Genomic DNA, 17,453 nt, shown 5'->3' with positions numbered 1-17,453 from the left:
CTAGTCTTTTGAACACCGGATAAATGGTACCCATTTAAGGTGCTGCGTTTTCAATTGTTTCAGCTAATCCTTGTGTATATGCCATGCGGCCATCTGTCGTAATCACTAAGCCTTCAATTTCTTTCTCTTGCGAAAGAAAAGCAATAACATCCACCGCTTTTTTTCCATACAAACGCGTCGTCCAAATCTCTCCATCCAATGACAGCTTTGAAACAATCGTTAAACTAGCAAGATCTGTTTCGATTGGGTACCCCGTTTCACTGCTAAAAATGTGATGATAGCTTTTCCCTTGCCATTCAAAGTTTCGTTCATAAATTCCTGAAGTCACGACAGACTGGTTTTTGATTTTTAGTACTGCTGCATGATTTCCTCGCGGTAAAAATGGATTTTGAATACCCACTCGCCAAAATCCATCCTCAAGATGAGGTGATTCTCCAAAGGTCAAAACATTTCCACCGAGATCAATAAAAGCGGCTTTCGCCCCTTCCTTTTTAAAATAACGGATGATTTGGTCGGCAAAATAGCCTTTAGCTAACGCACCAAGATCAATAGCCATCTCTGGATATTTCAGAAAGACAGTGGTTTTCTCTTCATTCAGTTCAATATTTTTTGGATCGATCAAAGATAATAATTCATTGATTTTTTCATCTGATGGATGAGCAGCATCAGAAAAACCGATCCGCCATTCCTGGATCAATGGACCGATCGCTATGTTCAAAAAGCTATTTTCAGCTAAGCTTTGTTGTTTTCCAATTTTTATCAGCTCAAATAGATCAAAGTCTGTTTTTACCGGAGCGATCCCGGCCTGACGATTGATTTTCATCAAATCAGAATTCGGGTCATTGGCGCTAAACCGTTTTTCATAATCAATCAGCTTCTTTTGTGCTTCATTCAATATTTCCCTAGGCTTCTCGTGCTGGATCCATAGTTGAATCACAGTTCCCATCAAATGGATCGTGCATTTTTCTTCGTTCACCTAATCAACCTCTTCCTACGATCAACTCATCACACAAACAAAAGAGTGAAAGAGACCTTCATTGCTTCGATTAGTAAAAGTATACTCTTTCCATAAAAGTAGAGCAATAAATACTTTTGCATATTTATTTCATAAAAAATAGAAACTGAAAATATCGTTCGTCAAACAAAAATCAGAAAAAAATAAGTTAAATAATCAAAAAATAAGTTTTTTTTTATTAAAAATGACTTTTCCTACGATTTTTCTCATGATATATTAATATTATATTTATTGTTTTGTCGCTTAGTATAAAAAAGGAGGAAATTATGAAAAAAAGAATGTTAGGGGTTTTCTTTGGATTCATGCTACTATTTACTGCCATCTGCTCATTTAATACTGCGAATGCTGCTACAGCAGACAGTGTCGCCTACACCGTTCATGGACAAGACTATGGCTGGCAAAAGCAAGTAACTAACGGTACATTGGCTGGATTTACTGGAAAAAATAAACGTTTGGAAGCAATGAAACTTAACGTCACTGGCGATGGGGGCATTACCTACCAATTACATGGACAGGATTATGGCTGGCAAAGTTGGAAAAAAGATGGTGAACTTGGTGGAAGTGTAGGTAGTGGAAAAAGAGTTGAAGCACTTAAAATTCAATTAACTGGAAATCTTAAAAACCAATACGATGTTTATTATCGCGTACACGGTCAGGATTACGGTTGGCAAAATTGGAAACGAAATGGCGAACTCGCTGGTACGACTGGACAAAAGAAAAAAATAGAGGCAATCGAAGTTCGTTTAGTCGCTAAATCTCCACAAGTTTACTATTCCGCTCATGGACAAGATTATGGGTGGCAAAGTCAAGTTGCTGACAGTATCACCGCTGGAACAACAGGAAAAAACAAACGCGTGGAATCCTTAAAAATCAATGTGGTCGGGGATGGCGGTATTACCTATCAAGTTCATGGACAAGATTACGGCTGGCAAGCTTGGAAAAGTGACGGCGCACTTGCCGGGACTTCTGGACAAAAGAAACGCATAGAGGCGATCAAAATTGATTTGACTGGAAACTTAAAACAAACCCATGACATTTACTATCGCGTACATGGTCAAGACTATGGCTGGCAAGGCTGGAAGAAAAATGCTGAGTTAGCTGGAACATCAGGACAAAAGAAAAAGCTTGAAGCAATTGAAATCAAGCTTGTTAAAAAAGAAACGATTCCCGTTACTGAAATCGACATGAGCGTCACTAAAGCAAACTTGTTCGTTGGTGAAAAAACAACAGCTCCTGCTTTTGTCTATCCTCGAAATGCAACGGACAAATCAATCACATACAGCAGCAGCAATCCTGCTATCGCAACGATCGATCAGCTAGGCAACATCATAGCTGTTGGGGTAGGTTCTACAAAGATCACAGCAACATCTCACAACGGAATCAAGAAAAGTGAAACTGTCACGGTGAGCGCAAAATCAACAGTCACATTTCATTATAAAGATACAGATAACAACGTTCTTCAGACAATGACAAGTGACACGCAAGCAGTCGGCACAACTAAAACTTATAATGCACCATCGATCAAAGGTTATACGGCTCAAGAACCCGTTTCCCAAACCATAATTTTTACAGACAATGATCAGCAAGTGACCTTTATCTATAAGAAAAATGAAGTAGTTATGCATACTCTTACAATCAATTATGTTTACAATAACAATACCATGATTCGTTTACCTGAGATCATTGAAATCCCTGAAGGCGAAACCTATACGGCTATCGCGCCTGAATTTGATGAATGCACACTCAAAGGAGATACGAGTCAAACAATTGCGAATATGGATGCCGACCAAAGCATCACTTTCACCTATCAAATGACTTTAAAAACTGCTGGTGAACAAAATATCGAAGTGGTTCTCGCTTCTCTGATCAATCAGTATCGATTAGAGAACGGAAAAGCTGAAATGGCTCATGATGCACTTTATCAATTAGGCAATCGAGCTCGAGCAAGAGAATTATCAACATCGTTCACTCCCCTTCGTCCGGATGGCAGATCGTTTAAGACTGTGATTCAGGAAACCGGGATCGACATGGCGAATCATAACCCAACAGTCCAAGCTATTGGAAATATGACTGATGTAGGTAAACCTGTAGCCTCAGGACATGCCGAAGATATGGCGAAAGAGATCCTTGATTTTTGGAAGAATGATCCAACAAATAATGCTGCCCTTCTTGCAGAGGAGCTTAATGAATTTTCGGTGGGTGTCTACCTTTTACCTACAAATGATTTAGGAGCTCATTCGATGTACTTTGTGTTTATAGGTGGGGTTGGAGAATAAAAATTTAAAATAAGAGAGATGAGGAAAAGCTCCAAGCAGTTTGACCTATCTCTCTTAAATTATTAATAAATGATAATACTCTTACAGCTTTTTCAAATTCTTACTCATTTCAATATACTACTTCTTTTTATCTAACTTGATTAACCAAAAGAACAATGACAGCTAGCACCATTGATGTTACTATCGTATCATATAGTAAAATAATAGTCGTAAAAGGAGTTAAGTGAATTGGGAAAGAAATACATGCACAAAGACAAATCCGGTATGGTGACTTTTATCATTTGGGCATTTATAATAGGTATTATTATCAACTATTGGCGAATCTTATTACTTGCTGCTATTATTCTCCTTATCATTTGGTATTTTATATTTTATCCAGAACAAAAGGCAAGAAAGCTAAAGAAAAAAGAAGATCAAGCCATACAAAACAGTAGAACTCAACGCTCTACGAAAATCAGGAATCAAAATATAGCGCAAAAAAAGAAAATGGCTGATTTTAAAGAAAATACATTAAACAGCAAAAAAACTAAGTTGGTGGTTTCAGAATGGAAATGTTCCTATTGCTTATCTATAAATCCTCCAGACATTTACAAATGTCCTAATTGTTCGGCGAATAAGCAATAGCCTTCATTTTAACTACAAAATTAAAAAAAGCTATTCCAAAGAGAAAATCGGTTTAGAATTCATACTTTAAGATTCTTAACTATCTCTAAATCTAGAAGAAAATTTCTATTGGGATTGTCTGAGAACAATGATGAAAATGGTTGGATATATACAACAGTTATTATCCAAACGCATACTTTTATTGGGTGCTTATAGCGCCTTCACTTTACACGTTCACTCACTAAGTCTTCAGTAAATTAAAAATCAAATGAATCAATGATTTCAGTACACATAAAAACGATGAGAGTAAATCAGTAGTATCAAGATACAAAGTTAATTCCTCGAAAAAGGGAAATAATTATTGAACGTAAGTGAAGAACAGAATAAAAAAGACAGATAGCTCAGTGCTTTAAAGCACTGAGCTATCTATCTTTTAATTAATGCCAGCTGCAGGGATCGAACCTGTGACCTATGCGTTACGAGTGCATTGCTCTACCAACTGAGCTAAGCTGGCGACACAAGTAAAATTATAGAACTAATCCAATTTTTTGTAAAGCCTTAGGAAAGGTTTTTTCGAAAAAAAATCAGGTTTGTGAATTTTTGCTTTGAATGTGGTATAATAGAGGTAGTTAAGAAAGGAAGTTTTTTATAAATGTCTAATTTCGGTAACTTTAATCGCCCTGTCGTGCCTTCTTCTGAAGGGGAATTATTCACTGTTGATACTCAGGTCACTTTCTTGATGCATGGTCAGCAACAAACCGGAATCATCACCAAGCAACTTAGCAATTCCGCTGTTGTAGAAATTGATGAAAACTCTGATAACACTGACTTGATGGTCAAAAGCAACGGAGTCATCGTCATCAATTACAAAAAATTACAAAAAGTCTAACTCCTTCCATCCAAACAATCTTGGATGGATTTTTTCATAAAAAAACGATAGCAGATTTTGGGAAAACCAAGTCTACTATCGTTTTTTTTATTATTTCGTACCGAATAAACGGTCACCAGCATCGCCCAAGCCTGGAACGATGTAGCCATTTTCATCTAATTTTTCATCTAACGCTGCTGTATAGATATCTATATCAGGATGTGCTTCTTGTAACGCTTTAACGCCTTCTGGAGCTGCGACTAAGCAGACGAATTTGATGTTGCTGCCGCCGCGTTTTTTCAGTGCATCGATCGCCATGATCGCTGAACCACCTGTTGCTAACATCGGGTCAACTACGAATAATTGACGAACATCAATATCTTCCGGCATTTTTACGAAATACTCAACAGGCTCTAATGTATCGTGGTCACGGTATAAACCGATATGTCCAACTTTAGCTGCTGGAATCAATTCCAAAATACCATCTACCATTCCAATACCTGCACGTAAAATCGGTACGATCGCTACCTTTTTACCAGATAATGTTTTTTGTGTTGATTTACAGATAGGTGTCTCAATAACAACATCTTCTAACGGCATATCTCTTGATACTTCATAAGCCATCAACATCGCAATCTCATTCACGACTTCACGAAAAACCTTTGTTCCACAATCCTTATCTCTAATGATTGTTAATTTGTGTTGGATCAGCGGATGATCGATTACTTGGAATTTTCCCATGTTCATTCTCCTTCAATAATTTATTCCTTCCTATTGTAAAACAAAATCGAGCGATTGACTAGTCAATCACTCGAATCTTTTACTTATAAAGTGGATATTTTTTTGTCAGCTCACTCACAGATGCACGAACTTCTGAAAGTGTCACTTCATTCTCATGATCTTTTAAGACTTTTATGATCAATTTGGCCACTTCTACACAATCATCTTCTTTGAAGCCGCGCGTTGTGATTGCTGGCGTTCCAATTCGGATACCGCTTGTTTTAAATGGGCTAAGCTGTTCAAAAGGAATCGAATTTTTATTGGCAGTGATATTCACACTATCCAAAATCGCTTCCGCTTCTTTTCCGTTTAAGCCAAAACCAGAAACATCGATCAATAATAAATGGTTATCTGTTGATCCGCTCACTAAACGAGCTTCTGGTGCTTGATTAAAGACTTTAGTCATCGCTTTGGCATTCTCGATCACTTGTTCACTGTATTCTTTAAAACTGATATCCAGTGCTTCTTTAAAGGCAACTGCCTTACCGGCAATCACATGTTCTAATGGTCCGCCCTGAATTCCAGGGAATATATTGCTATTGATTTTTTTCGCTAACTCTTCATCGTTGGTCAAAATCAACCCGCCGCGAGGACCGCGTAATGTTTTATGCGTTGTTGAAGTCGTGATATCTGCATAAGGGACTGGGTTAGGATGCAAACCTGCTGCAACTAAACCGGCAATATGCGCCATATCCACCATTAATTTTGCTCCAACTTCATCTGCGATTTCACGGAATTTAGCAAAATCGATGATTCTAGAATAGGCACTTGCACCCGCTACGATCAATTTTGGTTGATGTTCGCGCGCTAGAATACGAACAACATTATAGTCGATCACTTCTGTTGTCGGATCCACTCCATAGCTAACAAAATTATAGGTTTTCCCACTGAAATTCACTGGTGACCCATGTGTTAAATGTCCTCCCGCAGACAAATCCATGCCCAACACAGTGTCCCCTGGCTCGATCAATGAAAGATAAGCTGCTGTATTCGCTTGTGAGCCTGAATGTGGCTGTACATTCGCAAATTTAGCACCAAATAATTCTTTTGCACGATCGATCGCTAGGTCTTCAACGATATCGATGAACTCACAACCGCCATAATAGCGTTTGCCAGGATAACCTTCAGCATATTTATTTGTTAAAATACTACCTTGTGCTGCCATTACCCCTTTTGACACAACATTCTCTGATGCAATCAGCTCCAAGTTGTTTTCTTGACGGTCATTTTCTTTAGCAATTGCCTCCCATAAATCGGGATCAAATGTTTTATAATCCATTAAACAAGCCTCCATTTCATTCAGATATCTCGATTGTATCATACTTAAATGCTCTCTACTCAAAAATAGAATCTTTTTTTATAATTTTTTGATTCGCCGCTTTTTTCAACCGATTCATGTAAGCGATCCCTAACTCAGTCTCTGGAAAGGCTTGAGCTAAAATAACATCGATTTGCTTTTCATCCAGAGTTCTCAGACCAGCGAATAATAGCTTAGTGGCTGATTCTACAGAATTCTGACCAAATGAAAATGTCTCACTGACTCGTTCCTTCGTCTCAGCAACAATCTGTTCATCGGCAAAAAGACCAACTCTGCGATTATTTTGCTGAGCCCAACTGATTGCCTTATCAAAAACATCTAATCCACCATCTACGATCCAAACAGGAACATCTGGTGAATAATGTTTGTACTTCATTCCAGGAGCTTTAGGAGCTTCTTTGTCGCTGATTAGATGCTGGTCGATTCTCACTTGTCCGATTAATTGTTCTAGCTGTTCCTTTGTAACTGCACCAGGTCTTAATATAACTGGAACGCCATCAGTAGCGGTCAAATCTAAAACTGTCGACTCTACACCAATTTGAGTTGCCCCATCATCTAAAATACCAGCGATTTTCCCTTGTAGATCGTGATACACATGCTGTGCTGTTGTTGGACTAGGTTTGCCGGAGGTATTCGCACTTGGACCGACTATAGGTACATCTGCTCTTTGGATCAAGTCTATGGTTTGTTGATTTTTCGGCATACGAAAGGCAACTGTTTTTAATCCCCCTGTCACCGATTTTGAAAAAGCATCAGGCTTTACGTTAAAGATCATTGTCAACGGTCCCGGCCAAAAAGCGTTTACCAATGTTGCTGTTTGCTCTGGAAAATCAGTGACATAGTCTTTGACCATCTCAAAATCACTGACATGTACAATCAATGGATTATCACTAGGACGACCTTTGACGGCGTAGACTTGTTTGACCGCTGATTCGTTCAATGCATTAGCACCAAGACCATAAACGGTTTCAGTCGGGAACGCAATCAGCTCACCTTGATGAAGTAAAACTGCTGCTTGATCTATTTCTTTAGTTGTAAATATTTTTGTTTCCACGTTTTCACCCCATCTTTTCATTAGGTGTGACTGCCACCATTCTATCATTGCCAGATAGATCTTTGAGTACTCGTACGATATATTTAGGAAAAGCTTGCTGAAATAGCTTTTTTACTGCTGCGCCTTGTTGAAAGCCGATTTCTAAATAAATTTTTCCTTTAGGTGCTAAGACTTGTGTCGCTTCTTGTGCTAAACGCTGATAGATTGCTAAACCGTCATGTTCGGCAAAGAGTGCCGCTTTCGGTTCAAATGTACGAACGCTTTCGTCCATCAGCTGCCATTCATCATTACTGATATAAGGCGGATTTGAGATCAAAAGGTCAACCTTGGTCTCGTTCAACGGAGCTAAAAGATCACCTTGGTAGAAGTCGATAGCGGCATTTAATCGCTCCGCATTTTCTTCGGCAACCTTTAACGTTTCAGCGGAAATATCAACGGCTAAAACGTGCCAGTTGGGACGATTCTTCTTTAAACTAATAGCGATTGCCCCCGTTCCTGTTCCAATATCCGCAACAGTTAACGGCTCATCACTGTTTTCACTTAGACAAAGCTCAACCAGTTCCTCCGTTTCAGGCCTGGGAATCAGCGTATGCTCGTTCACAAGAAAACGCTGCTCATAAAAATCCGCATAACCTAAGATATATTGTGCTGGATAATGTTTCGCCAACAATGCTAGATCTGCATCCAGCTGTTGTTGTTCTACTTTAGTCATTTCGTCATTTAAATGGATCAGCCAATCTGTTTTACTCCATTGTTTACGTGCTAAAAAAACAAAAAGAATGCTCTGACCTTCGACTCCTTGATCATCTAAAAAAGAAGAAGCCCGTTTAAGGACTTCAAAATAACGGTTACCCATTTTGCATCTCTTCTAATTTAGAGGTTTGATCGTATAGGACTAATGCGTCAACGATTTCATCCAGTTTACCAGCTAAAATCTGGTCCAATTTTTGAATTGTCAAACCGATTCGATGATCTGTTACGCGGTTTTGCGGGAAATTATAGGTACGAATACGTTCTGAACGATCTCCCGTTCCAACAGCAGATTTCCGATTTGCATCATACTCGCTTTGTGCTTCTTGTTGGATTTGGTCGTACACTCTGGCACGTAAAATTTTCATCGCTTTTTCACGGTTTTTGATTTGAGAACGTTCGTCCTGCATCGCTACAGCAATTCCTGTTGGAATATGTGTCAAACGAACAGCAGATGCCGTTTTGTTGACGTGCTGACCACCTGCCCCAGAGGCATGGTAAATGTCCGTACGAATATCCTTGTCTTCCAGCTCAAGTTCGACTTCTTCTGCTTCCGGCAACACCACTACCGTCGCTGTAGAGGTATGGATTCGTCCTTGTGATTCCGTTGAAGGAACACGTTGTACACGATGTGCACCACTCTCATACTTTAATTTAGAGAAAACATTCTCCCCAGAAATCATCATGATGACTTCTTTATACCCGCCGATCCCAGTAATACTCGCTTCCATGACATCTGTTTTCCAGCCTTGGGATTCTGCATATTTTTGGTACATGCCAAATAGATCTCCCGCAAATAATGCGGCTTCATCCCCACCAGCAGCACCACGAATTTCCATGATGATATTTTTGTCATCATTTGGATCTGTTGGTAAAAGTAAAATCTTGATTCGTTCTTCAAGCACTTCTTTTTCTTTTTTTAGTTCTGAAAGTTCTTCTTTTGCCATTTCAGTCATTTCAGCATCCATTTTTTCACCTAATAACTCTTCGGTGTCACTGATTCCTTCGATGACTTGTTTATAACGGCGGTAGACTTCTACTGTTTCACGAGTATTCGCCTCTTCTTTTGATAGCTGCATAAAGCGTTTCGTATCACTAATGACTTCAGGGTCACTTAGTAATTCACCCAGCTCTTCATAGCGATCTTCGATTGATTGTAACTGATCGTACATAGTCAACTGCTCCTTTTTTGTTTGATAACATTTTTATTCATTTATTTATCATTTACTTTCCTTCTTGTTCCCCATCGATCGGCGGGTGAAAGTAATGATTACGGCAGACTGGATAATAGGCTTCATTACCGCCAATTTGAACTTGTGTGCCTTCATAGACAGGCTTACCATCGATATAATGCAAGTTCATTGTCGCTTTCTTATGGCAGAACCAACAAATTGTTTTTAGCTCTTCTAATTTATCTGCATAAAGCATCAAATATTTAGATCCTTCAAACAGCTCGTTACGAAAATCATTTTTCAAGCCAAACGCCATGACTGGAATATTTAGCTCATCGACAACTCGAGCAAATTCGATCACATGCTGCTTACCTAAAAATTGAGATTCATCCACTAAAATACAATAAGGTTTGTATTCTAGATTTTGGATCAATTCATAGACATTGGTTTCTTTAAAAATTGGGATTGCTTCTCTTCTAAGGCCGATACGACTTGAAACGACACCAACGCCATCTCTAGTGTCTAGTCCGCTTGTCATGATCACAACAGGTTTGTCCTGTTCTTCATAATTGTGAGCTACTTTTAAAATTTCAATGGTTTTCCCACTGTTCATCGCGCCATATTTAAAAAATAATTGTGCCATTTATCCGTCGTCACCTTTCGTTTTGTTCCTCTCGTATTTTACTATAAAACTGCAGTTTTTTACAGTGGTAAATTTAATGCCTATACAACAATCGATTTTTCTGTAAAATTTGAGATTCGATTCTTGTTTTTATACCTATAAAAAATTTGAACTTTAACAGGCAAATTTGGATAAAAATAGACAACAAAGGAATTGATCATTTAGAACCAATTTCCTTGTTGTCTTACTCTCTTTTACGATTGCTGCGTTCTTTTTCTAAACAATAAAATAATTCCTGTTAATGCGATACATGTCAGACCGAGAATAGGAAACATCCAGCGATTAGTTTCGCCTAATACTGGTAATGATGATTTATTCCCAATATTCTTGCCAGATTCTTGATTTCCTTTAGTAGAAGGCGTTTCTGGTGTAGGAGTCGGTCTCACGGCCGTCGCTTGATTTTTTGTATAGACGTATGTGACTGTTTGCGCTTGGTTCGTAAATTTACCCGTCACATTTCCTCGGACTTCCTTAAATGTATAACCAGCGATCTCCTGTTGTTTTGTTGTGTAATCTTCTCCTAATTTCCCGGTTTTTATGATGTCTTTGGAAATTGGCTGATTTTCTTCATCAACATATTTTACAGTCACTGCTCCAACAGATTCAGAATTTTTCGTATAAATATAAGTCACTGTTTGCGCTTGATTCGTAAATTTACCTGTCGCATTTCCTTGGACTTCTTTAAATGTATAGCCAGCGATTTCTTGTTGCTCTGTTGTATAGTTTTCTCCTATATTACCAGACTTGACGATGTCCTCAGAAATTGACTTGCCTTGTGTATCAACATATTTTACAGTGACATCTCCACTAACTTCCGGCAAAATAGTTACCGTAACCTCAACAAGCTTTGCTTTTGCGTCAGGATCGATCGTTGGAGCTAACACTGTATCAAGCTGTACTTTATAGTCTCCCGGTTGACTAAAATCAACTGCTTCTAAAAAATTACTCGTTAGTTTTACGTCTGATTCAACTGGCATTTTCGCTGCATACTCGGCATGAATATCAGCAAGAAATGCCGCTTCAGAAATAGTTGTATTAACGTCATATGATATTTCTGGATCTGCTTGAATAACTAAATCTCCATAAACCGGCACGTTAAAACGAACCTTTTCGAAATAATATTGTATTTTCCATTCGATATCTGCAAAATAAAGTTCATCGATCAGATTATTAGTTGGGACTGACAGAGTCCCATCATCAGCCTCTGTGAAAAATACTCCTTTTTCAAAATCAAAAGAAATATCTGATGAAGGGGATTCAATACTCATATCCTGACTCTCAGACCCGTCTCGATTGATAAACGGATTTGGAATAGCATATTTATAAGCTGGAGTAGAAACAGTAATATCCAAATTCATAAAGTTGATGTTTTGAGGAAATCCATTATCTACCAGCTCATTAAACTGAGTCAAATCAACACTTGATTTTTTTGAGGTTCCATTTGGAATCAGCTGATGCTCATTCCCGCCAGCACCGTCATAAGTTAACGTTTCAAGCTGCGTCAAAGGTATTAGGTACTGAACATCCTTCTCTGGATGGCCGATTCCAGTGAAAATGACTAGTTCAGTGAGATTAGTCAAATACTGAAATCCTTCCCAGCCGCTTGCAGCAGCTCTTAATGTTGTAATTGTATCTAATTGCTCTTGTGTTACTTCATCTGTTGAAAGAATACCTAAATTTCCACAAATATCAGCAACCGCTTCTGGGTTGTTTGGAATCAACTGCTCCAATGTTCCTAAAGAGTCTGCTAAGGGCTGGATCAAGCTTGAATCTTGTTGGTCAGCAGCTTTTTCTATTTCGTTTTTATCGTCAGCCAGATTTTCACTCGATTCTACTATGCTTTCTTCCTTTTCATTTACTTGATCAATGGTTCCGTCATTCATCTGCTCAGATAGCTCTTGCGTTGTATCTGGAGTTTCTGCTTCTCTATTTTCACTAACTAATGTTGAAGGGAGTTGACTCGATTCATCGAATTCCGCAGAATATACACTCATTGGTGCTAACTGGGCCGTACATAATAAAAATGTTCCAAGTAATGCTATTTTTTTTCTCACTATTTTTCACCTTTTAGATCTTTTTAGTTATTTTTGTTCGGAAGCAAATGTTGCTGCTTCTGTTCCGGCTTGACGCCCGAAAATAATGATATCTGCTACGGCATTCCCACCGATACGGTTTGCTCCGTGTAATCCGCCGGTTACTTCACCTGCAGCATACAGTCCTTTGATTGCTGTTCCGTCTTCTTTTAGTACTTCTGTTTTCGTATTGATTTTCACGCCACCCATTGTGTGGTGGATTCCTGGTGCGATTTTGATTGCATAATAAGGACCAGTAGATAAATCGTTATCCATTCCTGTTTCCCGGCCAAATTGTGCATCAGATTTAGCTTGTACATCTTTGTTCCATTGTTCTACCGTTTCTTTTAGCGCTGCTTCCGGCATATCAATTTTTTTCGCAAGTTCTTCGATTGTTTTACCTTCGACTACAAAGCCTTGTTCGTCATAAAAATCAATTGCTTTCGCACGATCTCTAACCCCTTGATCAAAGACTAAATAGGCTGATTTTTCTGGTAAAGCAGTGATGGCTGCAGAAACTTTATCCCGTGTATCCATTTCATTCACAAAACGCGTACCTTCTTGAGAAGCTAAGATACCGCCCTCGCCGCGAACAACTTCCCCGATCAAGAATGATTTTTCTTGGTGAACAGTTGGATGAATTTGGATTTCTTTCATATCAACAGTCGCTCCGCCCAGTTTTTCGATCATCTTGATTCCGTCACCAGTTGTTCCTTCTTGGTTAGTGGTTACATAATCTTTAAGCTTTGGATCGTATTCTTCCAACATTTCTTTATTGGCACCAAAACCACCAGTTGTTACGATGACTGCATCTGCTTTGATTTCTTTTGTTTGCCCATCTTCTACTTTCACTTTAACGCCATTGACCTGATCATCTTTTTCAGTTATTTCAGTTACATCAGCATTCACGAATAAAGGAATTTGTTCTTCTTTTACATTACGAACAAGTCCGTCAACTAAATAACCGCCGATCGCTGAGCCATCTGCTGGACGGTGTGTCCGTTTCTCACTCATTCCACCTGTGATCGTCAGGTTGCTTAATTCGATCCCTTTTGTATCTAACCAATCAATTGCATCGGCTGAATGATCAACGAAAAAGCGTAGTAACTCTTGGTCGTTCGTTCCTTTTCCGCCTTTCAATGTTTCATCAAAAAATTTATCATTACTGTCTGTAATGCCTTCTTCTTTTTGAAATTTCGTCTCAGATGCGTTCATCCCTGAAGAAGATTTGATCGTGTTTCCGCCAGCAACAGGCATTTTTTCTAAAATAACGGGATTCATTCCTGCTTCTTTGGCTTGCAAAGCCGCAGTCATTCCAGCACCACCTGCACCAACGATCACAATATCATAGCTATCTTTCAGTTCGCTGATGTCTGTATAGCCATTTGCAGAAGCGCCAGAAGTCACTTCTTCTGTGCTATCTTTAGATTCTTTGCTTGCCTTTTTTTCCTGATCGCTGCTACAACCAACAGCTGAACCTGCAAACAGGCTCAAAGAGACTAAGCTCATGATGACTTTTTTCATTGTATTCCCCACCTCATCTATTTTAGACGCTAAAACGTTTTATAGGTGAAATAAGTCACAATAATAATTTAAGAAAAATACAGATAAAATCATATTCACTAATTATAAAATGAAAAATAGCACTGAATTTAACTTTTTTTTCACAAATAAAACATGTTTTCTTCGTCTTTTCATAAAATAACACGTTCTGTTTCATTTGTCTTACATTCCTTTTCTTTTTAATCATTTTTTTATCTGCTCTAAGTGTTTTTTCTTTGTTTGCCCATCTTTCTTTTTCTGCTATACTTGTTCTAATGACATTCAGGAGGTTCATTATGAATCGAAACCGTTTTTTATGGCTGATACAGCGAAAGGGAAGGCATTTTTCCAATAATTTTTCTTCTATTCAAATTATTGTTTCATATTATATTATCATGACAATTATCTCATACGTGCTGTTTTCTATGCCGTTTTTTAGAGAAAAGGGTTCACATGTGGATTTCATCGACATGCTATTTATGGCGATCAGCACAGTTAGTGTAACGGGATTGTCTACATTTGACATCAATTCTGTTTTTAATGACCGTGGTGTGGTTTTATTGGAAGTCCTGTTTCAAATTGGCGGACTTGGAATCATGATGATCTCGACAGCTTTCATTATCTTATCGAAGCGTAAAATCTCATTAAGACAGCGTCAGCTGATCATGACTGATATGAATCAGCCAAAACTGAGCGGGATCGTCCGTTTGATTCGGATCACATTTTCGATTATTTTGTGGTTTCAAATTATTTTTGGTACATTTTTTTCGATTTATTTCTATTATGCCGGCTATTATAAAACCTGGTCGAAAGCGATTTTCTTTGGGTTCTATCAATCGATTTCCGCTGTGACAAACTCAGGGTTTGATGTGACAGGCGATTCGATCATTCCGTTTGCGAACGATTATTTGTTTTTACTTCTCATTATGTTTTTGATTTTCATCGGTGGGATCGGTTTTCCTGTATTGATGGAGGTTCGAGAGTGGGTGTTTTTTAAAAAGAAAAAACGAGGACTGCCTTTTCGTTTTTCCCTTTTTAGCAAGATCGCTTTACTAGCCTTTATCATTTTATTTGTTGGCGGAACACTTCTGATTTATTTGTTAGAAAAGGATCACTTATTTATCGGTATGGGGGAAATCCAGCGGTGGATCACCTCGATGTTTTATTCTATGACCACTAGAAATGCCGGATTACAGATCAACGATTTGGGGGATTTTCAGATAACGACACTGATTGTTTTTTCTTTGTTGATGTTTATTGGCTGTAGTCCTAGCTCCGTTGGCGGTGGAATCCGTACCACAACTGTTGCGATCATCGGCTTGTACTTGTATTCTTTCTTGAAAAGTGAAGATAAAATCAATGTGTTTGGACGTAGGATCGACGAAGATGATGTAAGAAAATCGATCGTTGTTTTTATGCTTTCTTTGACGATGTGCTTTTTCGCTGTTCTATTTTTGACTGCGACAGAAGATCATCCGTTGATTGCCATCATTGTTGAAGTGGCTTCAGCCTTTGGAACGACAGGCTTATCTTTAGGCATTACTTCTGATTTAACGACCGTCGGAAAAATTATGATCGCCTTGCTGATGTTTATTGGGCGTATCGGTATGTTGTATACCTTGATGCTGTTCGTTCCAAAAGAAACACGCGATATTGGCTATGAATACCCCTCTGAAAAAATTATTATTGGTTAAACAAAGAAGTTGAGATAAAAATGTCTAGCTCTGAGAACCAAACAGGTACTGTGTAACACTATTTATCTGCGACGAGTTTTGACGAGAAAGCATCAGCTCATCCTTCGTTGTGTTTTACTCATTTTTCCGACGGAGTTACCTCTACTTCACCTTTTATTCGTTTTAAAAAAGACTAGGTCGTAACTCGTAGAGTTATGTCCTAGTCCTTTTTTCATTAAATCAAGATATTCACGATCAAATACACTAAAAATAACCCAGAAATCAGCCACATCGGCAAAGAGAGTTCGTTTTTCTTTCCAGCGATCCATTTTGTTAACGGATAAGCGACAAAGCCAAAAGCCATTCCATCAGAGATATTCATCGTAAATGGAATCAAAACGATCATCAACATTGCCGGAAAATAATCGCTAAAATCGCTAAAATTCAGTGTTTTCACTTGCTGGATCATTAAAAAGCCTGTGATGATGATCGCTGGTGCTAAAGCAGAATCTGGAATGTAAGAAAGCAACGGTAAAGCTAATAAGGCTAAAAGGAAACAGATACCGCTCGTGATTGCCGTCCAGCCTGTTTTTCCGCCTTCTTCGATCCCTGTCGCGCTTTCGGCTGCTGCGATGGTCGGACTTGTACCAAACAGACTAGAAAGTAATGTGATCAAGCCTGTGACGCGATAGGCACGCAAATACATATCTTCATCCGCTTCCGGCATCAAGCCTTTAAGAATGCCCATCGATTCAAAAATCAGGATCATTGCTAAAGCAAAGACACCAAGCAAGAAACTTTTGGACAGCATTGAACTGAAATCTAATTGTAGAAAAATATGAGAAACATTTTTTAAACTACTTAAAGAAAAATGTTCTGTTGGATTTACCAAGCCTAAGAGATTGGCAACAGCTGTCACCACGACGATCCCAATGAAGAAGCTTCCTTGAATTCCTTTGATAAAAAGAAAAATAGTCAATATCAGGGAAAATAAAGTCAACAGCGTTAAACTGTCATTTAGCGGAGCCAGTTGCGTAAACGTATGCTCTCCTCTTAGGATCAAATGCCCTTTCTCCAACCCAATCAAGACCAGAAAAAAACCAATCCCAACGGTTATTCCAGCTTTCAACGTTTCTGGAACGACTTCTGCAAATAATTTACTCAATTTGGTAAAAGCCACAATCAGATAAACGACACCTGCACAAAAACTAACGGCTAATGCCTCTTGCCAGCTCAAACCTAAAGAAAGCACTAATGTATAGGTGAAAAATGAATTTACCCCCATCCCCGTCGTCAAAACGATTGGTGCATCTGCTATCAGCCCCATCAAAATGGACCCGATGATCGAAATAAAAATCGTTCCAAATATGGTCAGTTCTTTCGGCATTCCAGCCTCAGATAGAATGACCGTATTCACCATGATAATATAAGAAATAGCGAAAAATGACGTTGTACCTGCGACTATTTCACGTTTGAGCCCTTCTTTTGTTAGCTTTTTCAAACGAATCATGTTATTCCTCCTAATGATCGACATCTCTATTTTCTATGTATAAAGTTAATTTAGTATTTTTTACTTAAATACCGAGTATAAGAATAACACAATGGAAACGTTTTTTTCAGGTTTCTGATAAATTTTTTATTTTTGATG

The 17,453-nt window shown here is 38.5% G+C and carries 14 protein-coding genes and 1 tRNA gene; 4 read left to right on the top strand and 11 right to left on the bottom strand.

The window, feature by feature from the left end:
* Nucleotides 1–34: 34 nt before the first annotated feature.
* Nucleotides 35–976 (bottom strand): FAD:protein FMN transferase, encoded by a 942-nt coding sequence (locus tag CC204_RS01535; protein ID WP_373285289.1) that lies wholly within the window; start codon nt 974–976, stop codon nt 35–37.
* A gap of 305 nt (nt 977–1,281) precedes the next feature.
* Between CC204_RS01535 and CC204_RS01530 the strand changes: the two genes are divergently transcribed.
* Both CC204_RS01530 and CC204_RS01525 read left to right on the top strand, forming a co-directional pair.
* Complete coding sequence (locus CC204_RS01530; RefSeq protein WP_088268491.1) at nt 1,282–3,291, top strand: MucBP domain-containing protein; 2,010 nt, start codon at nt 1,282–1,284, stop codon at nt 3,289–3,291.
* 228 nt (nt 3,292–3,519) lie between these two features.
* Nucleotides 3,520–3,915 (top strand): hypothetical protein, encoded by a 396-nt coding sequence (locus CC204_RS01525; RefSeq protein WP_088268490.1) that lies wholly within the window; start codon nt 3,520–3,522, stop codon nt 3,913–3,915.
* Between the two features lie 420 nt (nt 3,916–4,335).
* Here CC204_RS01525 and CC204_RS01520 read toward each other — a convergent pair.
* Nucleotides 4,336–4,408 (bottom strand) — tRNA-Thr (locus CC204_RS01520).
* A gap of 138 nt (nt 4,409–4,546) precedes the next feature.
* Between CC204_RS01520 and CC204_RS01515 the strand changes: the two genes are divergently transcribed.
* Nucleotides 4,547–4,783: a hypothetical protein gene (locus tag CC204_RS01515; RefSeq protein ID WP_087639801.1), complete on the top strand. Its 237-nt coding sequence runs from the start codon at nt 4,547–4,549 to the stop codon at nt 4,781–4,783.
* A gap of 90 nt (nt 4,784–4,873) precedes the next feature.
* Here the strand turns inward: CC204_RS01515 and upp are convergent, their stop codons facing one another.
* From upp to CC204_RS01475, 8 genes are all read right to left on the bottom strand, one after another.
* Entirely contained in the window at nt 4,874–5,503 is a 630-nt protein-coding gene (upp, locus tag CC204_RS01510) for a uracil phosphoribosyltransferase (protein WP_069664046.1), read from the bottom strand.
* Nucleotides 5,504–5,582: 79 nt separating this feature from the next.
* On the bottom strand, nt 5,583–6,821 hold the full coding sequence (gene glyA / locus CC204_RS01505; RefSeq protein ID WP_088268489.1) for a serine hydroxymethyltransferase: 1,239 nt from the start codon (nt 6,819–6,821) through the stop codon (nt 5,583–5,585).
* 55 nt (nt 6,822–6,876) lie between these two features.
* Nucleotides 6,877–7,914: an L-threonylcarbamoyladenylate synthase gene (locus tag CC204_RS01500; RefSeq protein ID WP_088271626.1), complete on the bottom strand. Its 1,038-nt coding sequence runs from the start codon at nt 7,912–7,914 to the stop codon at nt 6,877–6,879.
* Between the two features lie 4 nt (nt 7,915–7,918).
* Nucleotides 7,919–8,770, bottom strand: coding sequence for a peptide chain release factor N(5)-glutamine methyltransferase (gene prmC / locus CC204_RS01495; RefSeq protein ID WP_088268488.1), 852 nt, complete (start codon nt 8,768–8,770; stop codon nt 7,919–7,921).
* Nucleotides 8,763–9,836, bottom strand: coding sequence for a peptide chain release factor 1 (prfA, locus tag CC204_RS01490; protein WP_088268487.1), 1,074 nt, complete (start codon nt 9,834–9,836; stop codon nt 8,763–8,765). The genes prmC and prfA overlap by 8 nt, the downstream gene beginning before the upstream one ends.
* Before the next feature lie 52 nt (nt 9,837–9,888).
* A complete protein-coding gene (locus CC204_RS01485) occupies nt 9,889–10,479 on the bottom strand; it encodes a thymidine kinase (protein ID WP_087639796.1) in 591 nt (196 codons plus the stop codon).
* A gap of 233 nt (nt 10,480–10,712) precedes the next feature.
* Entirely contained in the window at nt 10,713–12,572 is a 1,860-nt protein-coding gene (locus tag CC204_RS21450) for a MucBP domain-containing protein (RefSeq protein WP_227011211.1), read from the bottom strand.
* 27 nt (nt 12,573–12,599) lie between these two features.
* Nucleotides 12,600–14,114 carry a flavocytochrome c gene (locus CC204_RS01475; protein WP_088268486.1) on the bottom strand — a complete coding sequence of 505 codons (1,515 nt, stop codon included), beginning with the start codon at nt 14,112–14,114 and terminating at the stop codon, nt 12,600–12,602.
* A 314-nt stretch (nt 14,115–14,428) separates the two neighbouring features.
* On the opposite strand from CC204_RS01475, the gene CC204_RS01465 reads away from it, so the two are divergent.
* Nucleotides 14,429–15,826, top strand: coding sequence for a TrkH family potassium uptake protein (locus tag CC204_RS01465; RefSeq protein ID WP_088268484.1), 1,398 nt, complete (start codon nt 14,429–14,431; stop codon nt 15,824–15,826).
* Nucleotides 15,827–16,040: 214 nt separating this feature from the next.
* Here the strand turns inward: CC204_RS01465 and CC204_RS01460 are convergent, their stop codons facing one another.
* Nucleotides 16,041–17,315, bottom strand: coding sequence for an NCS2 family permease (locus tag CC204_RS01460; RefSeq protein WP_088268483.1), 1,275 nt, complete (start codon nt 17,313–17,315; stop codon nt 16,041–16,043).
* Nucleotides 17,316–17,453: the final 138 nt, after the last annotated feature.

It is taken from the genome of Enterococcus wangshanyuanii (assembly GCF_002197645.1).
In the GTDB taxonomy this organism is placed as follows: Bacteria; Bacillota; Bacilli; order Lactobacillales; family Enterococcaceae; genus Enterococcus_L; species Enterococcus_L wangshanyuanii.
Note: the sequence above shows the minus strand (reverse complement) of the source record. Positions and strands in the feature narration are given on the sequence as shown.